This is a genomic window from Phoenicibacter congonensis, assembly GCF_902386915.1.
Lineage (GTDB): Bacteria > Actinomycetota > Coriobacteriia > Coriobacteriales > Eggerthellaceae > Phoenicibacter > Phoenicibacter congonensis.
The window spans coordinates 382,553-395,523 of record NZ_LR698997.1; the positions used below are offsets into that span (position 1 = coordinate 382,553).

The window sequence follows — 12,971 nt, forward strand, 5'->3', positions numbered from 1 at the left end:
TAGATTCCTAGATTGAAAATATATCTTAATCTAGCTCTGGCCTAACCTGTTTAACCTTCTTGTTATTCGGGTAACATTATGTCAGTGAAATTCCAGTTTAAAAAGTCAACTATTGCTGCAATCTCAGCTGTTCTTTTGGCAGTTTGTGGATTTACGATTTATCTGCTTCATGAAATTTCGGAGCTTCCTTCATGGAACCTTGTTAGCATGAACACTGTTGGGCAAATTGAAACCGATGGCACCCTCAGGGTCGTCGATCAAAGAACAATTGACGCCCCGGCCAACACAGGCACTTTAAACTGGGAGATTTCTGAGGCTTGCAATCGTGCCAAAATCGCAATTGATGGTGTACGTGTAATTTACGCAGGAGCTGCGGAGGGCACAAGCGTTTTTCAAGCAGCGCAGGTCGATTTTTCTGAAGAGGTAAAAAAACGTCTTGATGATGGGCAACCGCCATCAGATGAAGAAGATTATTTTTGGTGTTACGACAAAGAGTCAAGTTGGTTTTATCTTTCTATGCCAAAAAACAACTCATCTCGCGAGATGACAGTGGAAGTGAGCTATAAAATCGACAATGCTTTTTATGTTTATGATGATGTAGCTGAGCTCTATTGGAATTATTTGCCTCACATGAAGCTTTCTGATGTCCAACGTTTCGCTTCTCGAGATTCTTCTGCGCAGGTTACAGCAACTGTTTTAATTCCTGTTACTGACAAAAACACTCCGAAAGACCTTAACAACGTTTGGGCGTGGGGACATGGCCATGAAGGGACTGTCGAGTTTTTGCCCGTTGGTGGCTATCTTTTTTCTAGCACTGTAAACACGCACAACATTGATTCACAGGCTCATGTTATTTTTCCTTCTTCGTGGCTTGAAAACTTAGACAAGACAGCACCCATAAACGTGGGAGGTGCGCGTCTTGGCAATTCTCTTTCTGAAGAAGCAAAATGGATGGACTCATCGACTATTGCTCAAGGTAATGATTGTCTCTTGACCTTCGCATGGTGTCTAGTTGCAGCAATCATTCTTGTTATCGCAACTTGTGTTTACTATGCTTTTTGCAAGAAATACAAAGCGCTATTAAGCAATTCTGAAGATTTCGACGAACACGCTCTGTTAAATTCGCAAATTACTTTTGACGCTCACGCTATCAAGTTTAAGAAAGTTTTGATAATAACATCGCTTTTTTGCTTGATAGCCTGCATTTTCGCAGTAGTCATTTTTCACTCACTAATCGTTGCGATTTGTTTTGCAGTTTTAGTCGCCTTACTCGTGATTTTTATGAATTGGACGCCCACTATTCACTCTTGTTTTCTTGATAGAATCTAGGCATAGTAGTTTTAGTAGGAAGGTTGTTTTAATGAAAGATCAAAACGACAATAGTAGCGGATGGTCTCCTGCCGAAGAAAATGGTGAGAGCTGTTCATGTAGATGCCACAGCGAAGAAACAGAATCCAGAAGTGGAGAAACTTGTTCCTGTGGATGCCATGATGCTAAAAATGATGGGAACCCCGATGACTCATGTTCTTGCGGATGTCACAGTTCAGATAGCGACGGAAATGGCGAGAGAAAATGCTCTTGTGGCTGCCACGATTCGGAAGGCGGCAGTGCCGAAGCCTGCTCTTGTGGTTGCCATAATAATGAGAAGGCAGAAACAGAGCCTTGCTCCTTCTGTGGCGAAGAACATGCCGAGCAAGCAGAAATTTCCCAACATGATGATTGCCTTCAGCAACAACAGCATCCTCAACTAGCAGAACAACCTCAAGAGGATCAACAACCTCTGCAATCACAAGCTACACAGCAAGTGACATCAACGTTTGTTCCTGTTGCTGCAACTGCATCTTCAGCATCAACTGGTCAAATCGTTTATGAAAAGGGTTGCGTTTTAGCAGCGTGGGACGACGTTAAGGCGACAAAAGGCTGGTTTGGAAAAGTTTGTCTCATGGCTTTGATGTATTTTGTCCCTGTCTTAAATTGGGTGGTTGACGGCTATGCTCTTCGTTGGGCAAGACAGCTTTCGTTAGGTCAAGTTGAGGGTCTGCCTAAGAAAATCTTTTGCGACCGCGCTTTTGTTAATGGCGCCATGAAATTCCTGGTTTCATTGGTAGCTGCTATTGCTGTTTCTATTGTTTCTTCAATTTTAGGATTGGTCCCTTTTGTTGGAGCACTTGCAGCAATTGCATTTGGAATTTTTGTTGACATGTTCATGAACATTGCCTATGTTCGCATGTCTTTGTTTGATGAACTTGGTGAAGGCTTTAACATAAAGGAAGCCTTTAATTCCATGAAAAAAGAACCAGGCAAAGCTTTCATGATTGAATTCATGCCTTCGCTCATTATCTTTTTGACAGTTTCTGCGGTTGTGTTCATTGTCACGATTCTTTGTATTCTGACTACTGGACTTGCGGTTTGGTCGGCTGTCTACCCAATGATAGAGGCAGCAGGATCATATGAATATTTCACATATCTTCTTGAAAATGACCCCGAGTTTTTATCGCAGTTTATAACGATTCTTTTATCTGGGTTTATTGGACTCATTCCATGGATTCTCATAGGTGGATTCTTCGCAAACATCTTTGTTGTAACTTGCCTTTTGGTTCAAACACGCGCAGCCGGTCACTATGTTGCACGATATTGTGCAGAGTGGAGAGAAGAGCCAAAATTTCGCGCAGTTATCTATAATGAATAGCTTCAAGATGCAATGTTTATTGGAGATTTTTGAGGGAAATCGCAAAAAATAGCACCGATAGATTAGGAACCGCCCCGATAGGGCGGTTGCTTTTTGAGTTCGCTATGCCATGTATTGTTGCAGAACTTGTCTATTCTCTTTATTCAATTATTGACTCCGCTATATTGGGCTGGTTCGTTGGCGACTATGGTTTAGCTGTTGTCACACTTGCGCTTCCAGTACAAAACATTCTAATGGCATTTGGTCTTCTCATTGGGATGGGCGGAAACGCCCTTGCCGCGATACAGCTCGGAAAAGGGCAAATTGACAAGGTAGAACTCACGCTTGGAAATTCTACGGCCTTAATGATTATTTTTTCTCTTGTCATTTCAGTTGTCGGAACAATTTTTATTGATCCTCTTTTGACCATGATTGGCACGACTGCCGAACTTTGGGAGCCAACAAAACAGTTTGTTTTAATTCTCATTATCTTTGATGTGTTCGTCACAGTTGGATTTGGTCTTTATAACTTTTTGCGCACCGCTGGCAGACCAAATCTTGCACTTGCCTCTTCAGCTTTTAGTGTCGTTATGTGCGTTCTGTTTAACTTACTCTTTGTTCCAGTCATGGGTTTTGGAGTTGCAGGAAGCGCGCTTGCTACTGTTTGCGGGGAAGCAGCAACGGCAGTCCCTGTCATTCTATATTTCACAAAAGTGAAAGGTGCTGCGTTTCATTTGCGCTTGAAATGCATGAAGCTTGATCGAAATGACTCGCTTTTAATTCTCAAGCTTGGCCTGGCTTCTTTTGCAATGCAAATTGGATCAACTATCGTTAACGTCGTTTTCAATCACGTTATTGCTATTTATGGAAGCACGGCTGCTGTTGGGGTTTCGGGATGCTTGGCAGGCATTGGCGTGTCAAACAGAATGGTTTACATCATAGTTAGCATTTTTATTGGTGTTACTATGGGAATGCAACCTCTCATTGGCTACAACATTGGCGCTGAAAAATGGTCGCGCGTGTTGAAAACCCTCAAAGTTAGCTGCATTGCAGGCGTTTGTATTGGTTTTATTGCTCTTGCGATAATTCACTTGTTTCCTGATCAAATTCTTTCTTTATTTGGAATTAAAGGAGAACTTGAAGAATTCTCGAAGTGGGCTTTGTTTGTAAACATGTTTTTTTGCCCATTGGTTGGCTTTCAAATCATTGGAGGAAGCTATTTTCAATCAAGTGGACAACCGCTCAAGGCAGCAATCATCGAACTTTTACGTCAAGTCATTTTGCTAACGCCATTTTACCTAGTGTTTCCTTTAGTGGCGGGTCTTTTTAACACAAATGCAGTTAACATGATTCTATTCAGTGTGCCTGCGTCAGACTTCATTAGCGTTTGTGTGACGTCCGTTCTTGTTTATGTGGAAGTTAAAAAACTTAAAAATTGGATAACGTCATCAAAGAAGTAGCCATGGATGAAACAGAAGAAAAAACGAGCAACAACATTGCACGTGACTCTCTAATGATGACAGGTCTTGTCTTCATTTCCAGGTTAACGGGCTTTGTTCGCACGTGGGCACAAGCTTTCGCTCTTGGTGCAACAATGCTCGCGAGTTGTTACACTGTTGCAAACAATATTCCAAATTTGCTTTTTGAAATCACAATTGGCGGAATGCTCTACACCGCATTTTTGCCTGTTTACATGACGGTTAAAAATAAAGCAGGGAAAAAGGGTGCCTCTGATTATGTTTCCAACATGTCCAGCATAATATTACTTCTCATGACAATAATGACAATAGTCGCCTTTATCTTTGCTGCACCTCTTGTTTTTACGCAGTCGGCAGGCGCCGACGAGTCTTTTTTGTTTGACACCGCAACGCTTTTTTTCAGATTCTTTTGCGTTGAAGTGTTGCTCTATCCATTGAGTGCACTTTTGGGGGCAGTGCTTAATGCTGAGCGAAAATACTTCTGGGGTCAGGCATCACCAATTTTTAACAACATAGTCGTAATTGCATCATTTTTAATTGGCTTTCAAGTTGCTCAAACTAATGAATTCATGGGTTTTTTGATTTATGCAATAGGAAATCCTCTTGGTGTTTTTGTCCAGGTAATTTTGCAGATTGCGCCGATGCGTCGCGCGGGAATAAAGATTAAGTTGAAGATTAACTGGCATGATCCTGAATTGAAGGAAACCTTAAAGATCGGCCTTCCTTCCTTTCTTAACACAATTTGTGCTGCTGTTTTAGCGTCAGTGCAATCTAGTTGGTCGCTTGTTTCTAATGATTCTGGCGCGGCTATTCTTTACTATGTTCGAGTCTGGTTTGTTTTGCCCGCTTCTTTATTTGCTGTCCCTATTTCGACAGCCACTTTCACTGAGCTTTCCGATTTGTTTAGTTTGCATAAAATGGATGCTTTCAAAGAAAGAACCATTAAAGGTGCTAGACAAATTTTATTCATGATGATTCCGTTTTGTCTTTATTTAATTGTGTTTGCCCCGTTTTTGATGGCCTTTTTTGCTTCAGGGAACTTTTCTTCTGAGACCTACACCACGTCTTGGGTTACTCTAATTTTTATATCCACGGCACTTCCTTTTTATGCTCTTGTTTCCTATTTGCAGAATGTTTGCGCAGCGCTTCACAATTTGCGCTTCTTTTCTTACTGCTATGTTGTGTTTACGATTGTGTCTTGTGCTTTTTGTATAGTAGTTGGCGAAATGACGGGTCTCGTCGGTGTTGTTTTGTCAATTACGCTATTCAATCTTTTGATGACTGTGGCAGTTTTTGTTCGAATCAGAGTAGTTCTTGGTCACATTGGCATTGGCCAAATGCTAAGAAATTCGCTTGTTATGTTTTTGTTATCTTGTGTGGGTGCTCTTGTTGGGGGTACGATTGCCTATTCAATAGGAAACATGCTTCTCGGGGATGCTGCTTTCTACACCGTTGCGCAATCTTTCATTTCCCTTTTGTTTGGCGGGTTAGTTGCGGTGGTTGCCACCTATGGCCTTGCTATGCTTTTCCATGTACCTGAGGCAGAACTCATTCGGTCTTCTTTGGGAAAAATAAAATCTAAAATTCATGGATGATTAGGGGTATACTACTCTGTTCATGAAAAACGTTTTCATAATAATCAAGCGAGATTTGATGCGTCTATTAAAAGCACCGCTGGCGCTTGTAGTGGTCGCGGCATTGATAGTCCTTCCTTCTCTTTACACTTGGGTTAATGTTTATGGGTTTTGGAATCCATATGACAACACCAGAAATTTGCGAGTTTGTTTTGTAAACGAAGATGAAGGTGGCATAAGTGATCTCACTGGAGAGATTAACGTTGGAAAAATGATTGATGAGTCTCTCCATGATGACAATCAGCTGGGATGGGCTTTTGTTAGCCGAGAAGAGGCTATGGAAGAAATTAGGAGTGGCAAGGCCTATGCCGCTTTTGTTGTCCCGAATCATTTCACAAAAAATCTTCTGTCGCTCTTCTCTTCTGATTTTACGAAGCCGAATGTTCAGTATTATGTAAATGAAAAGTTGGGACCAATTTCTCCCAAAGTAACCGACACAGGTTCTACAAAGCTTGATGAAACAATCAATTCGATGTTCGTGAAGACAGTCAGTGAGACTGTTGTTGAGAAATTAAATGGTGCATTTGCTGATGCTAATGAGGCATTAGAGAACAAAGATTCTGAAATTGTAAAAAAAATAGAGGCTGCAAGAAATGCAGTTTCTAATGCAGAGAGTTCTCTTGTTGAGCTAGAAACTTCAATTGACAATGCTCAAATGAAAGTATCAAGCACTAAGAATGATTTGAATGAGGTTAAGCGGGGAATTGATGAGGTTGAGTCGGGTCTTTCGAAAGTTCAACAGAGCTCTAAAGATGTCTCTGATTCGCTCGACTCATTCACAGAAGAAGCGTTTCCTGCCATTAACACTGGCCTCACTGATTTGTCTAATGCCTCGAGCAAAACAAACGAAGCAATCACTAATCTTTCTTCCGACATTCAAAGCTCACAAGTGAGTGTAAAAACCTCGTTAGAGCAACAAAAAGTTCAAATATCTCAAATCCAGACACTAATTACTCAGTTGCAAAATACGGCAAAACTCTTGCCAGAAGGAGATGAAAAAGATGCTGTTTTGTCGTGCATAGAAGCGCTCAAATCTAAAGCTGATGATTCACAAGCTACTGTTGACGAGCTTTCGCAATTGTCTGATGACATTTCAGCAGATGCGAAAAACATATCCGATGCCTCTATCCAAGTAAATCAGATGACGCAAGACACCGTTAAATCCACCCTCTCATTTAATTCGACTCTGTTGACGACAACGTTACCCGCGCTAACCAAAACCCTGACTGACATCTCGACATTGTCAGGCAAATTGTCTTCTTCTGTTGGAAATCAGCGTTCGCTAGTGTCTCAGATTGAGGCTGTCCTTGATCAAGTCAAAAACAGTTTTGATTCGGCCAAGAAGGCAGTGGGGGCGACGAGGAGCAGTTTTGACATTTTTGATAATCAGCTTTCAACAGTACAAACTGATGTGAGTTCGTTCTCTATGGGAGCTATGTTGAAAAAGTTGACAGGCGTTGATGGCCTTGATGGTTCTGCGATAGGTGAATTTATCAGCTCACCGACAGTTATTGAACAGAAAAGCATTTATGAATTGAATGCATATGGGTCTGCCATGGCTCCATTGTTTATGAATTTGACATTTTGGATTGGCGGCTTCATGCTCCTAGTAATCTTAAGGCAGGAAGTTGACGATGAAGGTGTTGAAAATTTAACGATTAAACAGCGCTATATTTCGAGATGGCTCCTTCTGTGCTTCTTTGCGATTTTACAAGCAGTCGTTTGCGTTTCTGGCGTTCTTCTGTTGGGAGTTCAAACTACAAGCGCATTCCTTTTTTATCTCATGGGTTGTTTTGCTTCAGTAGCCTATCTAAGCCTCATGTTTATGCTTTCAACGACTTTGCAACACATTGGCAAAGGGCTTTGCGTTTTGCTTGCATTCTTGCAAATTCCAGGAGCAACGGGTCTTTATCCAATAGAAATGACAACTCCTTTTTTTCAAGGGATTTATCCTTTCTTCCCATTCACATATGGAATTAATGGGTTGCGAGAGACAATCTGCGGGCTTTATGGGAACACATATGCAATCTGTGCTGTTGTCCTTTTAGCAATTATGGCGATTAGTGTTTTAATTGGTCTTTATTTGCGTCCCTATTTAACGAATTTCAACAAATTGTTCGCCAAGGAAGTTCAAGAAGGAGGGCTCTTTGTTGGTGAAGAAATTGAAATTCCAACGCAACGTTTCAGGCTTTCGCAGCTAATTGGCTATCTCTCTAATCGAGAAGAATATAGAACGGGGCTCATGAACCGTGCTAGAAAATTTGTGAATCGTTATTCTTCGTTTAAAAAATATGTTCTTGCAATTGGGGTTATTGCTTCAATCGCCATTGCTGTTCTTTTTTCAAGACTTCCGATGGAATCGAAGCCAACAGTTTTAACTATTTGGCTGGTTTGTCTTGTAGTGCTAATGATAGTTGCAGTGGGCGTTGAGCATGCTCATGACTCAATAGAGCGCCAGTTGAATCTCGATGGAATGAGTGATGAGGAGCTTCGTGGTTTGATTGGCGAACGCAATAAGGTTGGTAAGACCACATCCGAAATTTTTTCTGGTCAAAAATCTGGCGAGGGTCACAAGTTATTTAAAGATTTAAATGACAAGCATCAGAGAGATTTAGAAGCACAAAAGACCATTGGGAATGTGAGTACAGTAAAAAATGGCAGGCATTGGTCTCCTGGATCCAAACCCAATGATGACAATGAAAAGAAGAGTAATCAAAACTAAACCTAGACTTTAATGCGCAACATTTGGAAAATATTCAAATCTGATTTAAAGGCGTTAAACCAAAACGTCATCAGTGTCATTTTGACTGTGGGTCTTGTGATTATGCCTTCTATGTTCGTTTGGTATAACGTTTTGGCTTGCTGGGATGTTTTTGGTCACACTGGTAATCTAAAGGTTGCAGTTGCGAACACCGATGAAGGATACAAAAGTGATTTGTTGCCAATTGAAGTGAACGTTGGAAATGAAGTCGTTAATGCTCTGCGCGGAAACGATCAAATGAAGTGGGTTTTTACAAGTGAAGAGAATGCAATCGATGGCGCTGCGGGTGGACGTTACTATGCTGCTCTAGTTATTCCAAAATCATTTAGTCAAGAAATGTTAACTTTTTACTCAAGCGATGCTGAGCGTGCTCCGATTCTTTACTATTCAAACGAGAAAAAAAGTGCTGTAGCACCCAAAGTTACCTCTCAAGGTGCTGACGAAATTTCATATCAAGTAAATAAAGTCTTCGCTAGCACTTTAAGTGAAGTGACAATTAATCTTCTCAACTCTGCGATAGATCTCACCGATGATGAGACGACAGCCGATAATATGTCAAAGCTTCTAACGAGAATTTCTGACGCGTCAGACAGCATGAAACAGCAAGCTACGTTACTTTCAAGTTTTATCGATTTGGTTAGTGCTTCGCAAGATTTAGTTCGTAGTTCTAAAACGCTTTTAGACGAAACTAAAGATTCTGTAAAAGAACTTAACTCCGATTTTGATGGGAGTGATGAAACAATTTACACGCTTGCCTCAGCTTTAGAAACCACTACAGATTCGCTCACCCAATCAATCAATTCGATCATTTCTAACTACCAAAACACTGCCGATTCAATCGATTCAGCTTTTGATAGCGGAAACTCTACAGCAGAGGACGTTGCAAAAAGCTTGACATCAAAAGCCGACAGAATGGATAGTCTTGCAGATTCCTATGAGAAAGTCATTGATTCACTCCAAGCTATTAAAGACAAACTCCCCGCTGAGCAACAACCTGCTTTTGATCAGTTTGTTCAAGTTTTGCAAAGTAGCATCGATTTTCAAAGAACTGCTGCTGACACCATGCGATCTTCTGCCGAAGATGTTCGAAGTTCTAACTCAGCCGTGCAAGCGAAGCATGATGAAATTAAGTCGGTCGTAGACACAGCTGTTTCTTCACTAAGGGATGTTGAGACAACCTATAACTCAGACTTCAAGCCAAAACTAGAAGAGGTTACTTCCAGCGTAGCCGCGGTTTCTTCAAAGTTGCAAACGAATTATGAGAAGTTAAACAACATGGAAGATGCGCTTTCGAGTTCAATGACAGATGCTGGTTCAAAACTTGTGAGTGCTAAAACAGCAGTCGAAAGTGCTGCGAGCGGGTTAAATGAAGCATCTGACAAGTTGACTTCAATGCACGATAAATTAGTGAGTGCAATGGAATCTGGCGGGATTCAGGAAGTAAAAGAGATTATTGGCAACAATCCAAGTCTTTTAGCGGAAAACATCTCGGCACCAGTTGGGATTGAGCGCGTTGCTGAATTCCCAGTTTCAAGCTTCGGGGCAGCAATGTCTCCACTTTATGCAACACTTGGCCTTTGGGTTGGATGTCTTCTTTCTGTCGTGCTAATCAAGGTTAATCCTTCTGCACAAACGATTAGTTCATGCAAGTGCAAGCCACGTTTATGTGAAATGTTCCTTGGACGCTTTGGAGTGTTTGCTGTGGTTGCACTTCTTCAGTCGACAGTGATTTCTCTTGGCAATTTGTTTTTTCTTGGCATTCAAGTTTCCAATCCATTTCTCTATGTCTTGTGTTTTTGGGTCGCGGGGCTAGTGTTTCAGTTCATTATGTACACGCTCGTTGCTACGTTTGGAAACGTTGGCAAAGCAATTGCAGTTTTGTTGTTGATTTTCCAAGTCACAGGAGCGGGCGGGTCATTCCCATTACAGCTGTTGCCTGAATATGCAACTGCCATTAATCCGTTCTTGCCAGCTTCATATGTCGTTAATGCTATGCGCGCCTCGATGACTGGTCTATATCAATTTGATTATTGGATTTATCTTGGCAAGTTGCTTTTGTTCTTATTGCCAATGGCGTTAATCGGGCTTGTCTTTCGACGTCCATTCGTCAAAGCTAACGATAAATTCGTTGAATTGGTTGAAAAGTCAAAGCTAATTTAAATACCTAAGGATTTAGCAATCTTGCGATTTGACTCGCCAGAAAAAGATAATTCATTTGGAATTGTTTAGTTTTAAATTCCTTGGACTAACATCGTCGCAGGGTTTTTGTTTTTAAGATTTTCATTAGTCAATCAAATTTTGTCTGTCTCTTTTTAAATGAATCGGCGCTTTAGAGCGCATTTTTACTTTCCGTTAAAGCGTAAATTGAGGTTGTTTGTTGGAATTGTTGTGGGTGGATTGAGAGCAGAAAACTCTGAGTGGGATGTCAAGGATTGTTTGAGTGTGAATGTGCACGAGATTTGATGTCTGCAGGCTCTCTAAAGAACAACTGAAAAATCAACCTTTTTGAGAACGCTCGCGCACGAGTTGTCGAATTGTGCCAATTTTTAAAGTGCGAAAGATTTAAGAGAACCTGTCAAACGAATACAAACCAGAATTTTATGACTTAAGAGAATTAGAAATGGCGGAGGAGTAGGGATTCGAACCCTAGATGGGCTTGTGGCCCATACTCACTTAGCAGGCGAGCACCTTCGGCCTCTCGGTCACTCCTCCACAACAGGAATATATTGTATCTTATGATTTGCTTTTTATGCGCTAAGAGTTTTTGTGTCCGAATAAGTTTGAAAAATCTACACGTTTCCAGCGGTAGCCTGGCCTGTTCTTTAAAAACCTCATTTTACAAATTTGCGCGATGCCTGCGGTCAGCGCACAAATCGCAGCCATACACCCGGCAAGTTCTATGACTGCCATGTTGTGGTCAACAACCGCATAAAGAGTTATTAACAACAGGAAAGCACCTGCCACGACGTTTGTGAAGAGAAAATATTTAATGAGAACTTCTTTAGCAATTGTGTTGGATTTTCTGTTTTCAAGCATTTTGTAGCCAATAAAGCCGAGCAACACTAGTGCTATCTCTAGAGGCATGAGCCTGAATATCATTACAATTATTCTTCCCATATAAACATTTTAGTAAAATTTAATGACTGAACAAAGAATGGCTTGCTTTTGCCTAAATAAGTTTTAACAAGCACGCAGTTTGCCTTTTAGGTTGCTCAACTAAACGAATGGTAAATGAATAAACAATCACAAAAAAAATGCATAGAACTAACCTCATCGTTTTATTCTGAAACTGCTTCCTCATTTTCGGAGACTAGGGATCATCCTTGGTGCGGCTGGCAGAGAGTTCTTTCTTCTATTCAGCTCCCCGTGCACACGCGTGTGCTAGATGTTGCCTGTGGAAACATGAGATTTGAAAAGTTCTTGCACAATGAGGGCATCTCAGTTGAGGAGATTTTGTGCCTCGACAACTGTTCTGACCTGAAGCCTTGTGACCTTCCAAACAAAACAAGGTTTTTAAACATAGACTTGTCGTGTGATGAAGCATTCGATTCTTTACCCAAAAAATTCTTCGATCTTGTGGTTTCGTTTGGTTTTTTTCATCACATTCCCGCTCATCCACAACGAAAAGACTTTTTGTCTAAGTTGATAGATGCTACAAAACCAGGTGGCTACATCGCTGTTTCTTTCTGGCAGTTTATGAAAGATCAAAGAATTGCGAATAAGGCACAAACCATCACTCCGCTAGTTGCCCAAATGCACTCAATTTCGCTTGACCATGACGATTATTTCCTATCTTGGAAAAATCGAGACGATGTTTTTAGATATTGCCACAATTTCTCAGACGAAGAGATTCAGTCATTTTCAGAGCAGTTTTCAGATAAAGTGACTCTAGTTTCTGATTTTTCGGAAGATGGAAAATGTCACAATTTGAATCGCTATTTGACATTTCAGAGAAAGGCTAGCGCATGTTTGAACTAACGACCGATGCCTATTTTGACTCCGCGCATTTTCTTGCTGATTATCATGGAAAGTGTGAAAACCTGCATGGTCATCGTTGGAAGGTGACAGTGGGAATTTTGGGTGATTTGGGGACGAGAGGAACAGAGCGTGACATGGTTTGCGATTTTGGGTCTTTTAAAAAAACTGTTCGTCGCATCGTGGAGCAGTTTGATCACACATTTCTCATAGAGGAAGGCACGCTAAAGCCTGTAACTATTTCTGCTTTGGAAAGCGAAGGCTTTTCTTTAAAGATATTGCCCTTTCGCACCACCGCAGAAAACCTTGCTCGCTACTTTTTTGATGCATTGGAAGAAGAGGGGCTCAGTGTTTCGTTTGTTGAAGTTGCCGAAACTCCCAACAATAGAGCACGATATTCAGCATAGGTTTATGCATTTAAAGTCGTCCGTTTTTCGCGCATGCAAAATAGATTC

Annotated in this window: 9 protein-coding genes and 1 tRNA gene; 8 read left to right on the forward strand and 2 right to left on the reverse strand. The window is 41.1% G+C overall.

Annotation, left to right across the window (positions count from 1 at the left end; genetic code table 11):
* Nucleotides 1-78 precede the first annotated feature (78 nt).
* From FXZ76_RS01665 to FXZ76_RS01690, 6 genes are all read left to right on the forward strand, one after another.
* Complete coding sequence (locus tag FXZ76_RS01665; RefSeq protein ID WP_079535397.1) at nucleotides 79-1,329, forward strand: DUF2207 domain-containing protein; 1,251 nt, start codon at nucleotides 79-81, stop codon at nucleotides 1,327-1,329.
* A 31-nt stretch (nucleotides 1,330-1,360) separates the two neighbouring features.
* Nucleotides 1,361-2,689: a DUF4013 domain-containing protein gene (locus FXZ76_RS01670; RefSeq protein WP_079535398.1), complete on the forward strand. Its 1,329-nt coding sequence runs from the start codon at nucleotides 1,361-1,363 to the stop codon at nucleotides 2,687-2,689.
* A gap of 104 nt (nucleotides 2,690-2,793) precedes the next feature.
* Complete coding sequence (locus FXZ76_RS01675) at nucleotides 2,794-4,128, forward strand: MATE family efflux transporter (protein ID WP_147571499.1); 1,335 nt, start codon at nucleotides 2,794-2,796, stop codon at nucleotides 4,126-4,128.
* Complete coding sequence (gene murJ / locus FXZ76_RS01680; RefSeq protein ID WP_147571501.1) at nucleotides 4,104-5,741, forward strand: murein biosynthesis integral membrane protein MurJ; 1,638 nt, start codon at nucleotides 4,104-4,106, stop codon at nucleotides 5,739-5,741. The genes FXZ76_RS01675 and murJ overlap by 25 nt, the downstream gene beginning before the upstream one ends.
* Before the next feature lie 22 nt (nucleotides 5,742-5,763).
* Nucleotides 5,764-8,502, forward strand: a complete 2,739-nt coding sequence (locus FXZ76_RS01685) for a YhgE/Pip domain-containing protein (RefSeq protein ID WP_079535401.1) — start codon at nucleotides 5,764-5,766, stop codon at nucleotides 8,500-8,502.
* A 12-nt stretch (nucleotides 8,503-8,514) separates the two neighbouring features.
* Nucleotides 8,515-10,701, forward strand: coding sequence for a YhgE/Pip domain-containing protein (locus FXZ76_RS01690; protein WP_079535402.1), 2,187 nt, complete (start codon nucleotides 8,515-8,517; stop codon nucleotides 10,699-10,701).
* Between the two features lie 461 nt (nucleotides 10,702-11,162).
* On the opposite strand, the gene FXZ76_RS01695 is transcribed toward FXZ76_RS01690, so the two are convergent.
* Both FXZ76_RS01695 and FXZ76_RS01700 read right to left on the reverse strand, forming a co-directional pair.
* Nucleotides 11,163-11,253, reverse strand: a tRNA-Ser gene (locus FXZ76_RS01695).
* Between the two features lie 42 nt (nucleotides 11,254-11,295).
* Nucleotides 11,296-11,658, reverse strand: a complete 363-nt coding sequence (locus FXZ76_RS01700; protein WP_147571503.1) for a hypothetical protein — start codon at nucleotides 11,656-11,658, stop codon at nucleotides 11,296-11,298.
* Between the two features lie 114 nt (nucleotides 11,659-11,772).
* On the opposite strand from FXZ76_RS01700, the gene FXZ76_RS01705 reads away from it, so the two are divergent.
* Complete coding sequence (locus FXZ76_RS01705; RefSeq protein WP_079535404.1) at nucleotides 11,773-12,519, forward strand: class I SAM-dependent methyltransferase; 747 nt, start codon at nucleotides 11,773-11,775, stop codon at nucleotides 12,517-12,519.
* Entirely contained in the window at nucleotides 12,507-12,923 is a 417-nt protein-coding gene (queD, locus tag FXZ76_RS01710) for a 6-carboxytetrahydropterin synthase QueD (RefSeq protein ID WP_079535405.1), read from the forward strand. The genes FXZ76_RS01705 and queD overlap by 13 nt, the downstream gene beginning before the upstream one ends.
* Nucleotides 12,924-12,971 lie beyond the last annotated feature (48 nt).

Excerpts from the sequence above, each read along its gene's own strand:
- FXZ76_RS01665 (WP_079535397.1), top strand. The coding sequence starts at position 79 with ATGTCAGTGAAATTCCAGTTTAAAAAGTCAACTATTGCTGCAATCTCA.
- FXZ76_RS01670 (WP_079535398.1), top strand. The coding sequence starts at position 1,361 with ATGAAAGATCAAAACGACAATAGTAGCGGATGGTCTCCTGCCGAAGAA.
- FXZ76_RS01675 (WP_147571499.1), top strand. The coding sequence starts at position 2,794 with ATGCCATGTATTGTTGCAGAACTTGTCTATTCTCTTTATTCAATTATT.
- FXZ76_RS01685 (WP_079535401.1), top strand. The coding sequence starts at position 5,764 with ATGAAAAACGTTTTCATAATAATCAAGCGAGATTTGATGCGTCTATTA.
- FXZ76_RS01690 (WP_079535402.1), top strand. The coding sequence starts at position 8,515 with ATGCGCAACATTTGGAAAATATTCAAATCTGATTTAAAGGCGTTAAAC.
- FXZ76_RS01700 (WP_147571503.1), bottom strand. The coding sequence starts at position 11,658 with ATGGGAAGAATAATTGTAATGATATTCAGGCTCATGCCTCTAGAGATA.
- FXZ76_RS01705 (WP_079535404.1), top strand. The coding sequence starts at position 11,773 with ATGAATAAACAATCACAAAAAAAATGCATAGAACTAACCTCATCGTTT.
- queD (WP_079535405.1), top strand. The coding sequence starts at position 12,507 with ATGTTTGAACTAACGACCGATGCCTATTTTGACTCCGCGCATTTTCTT.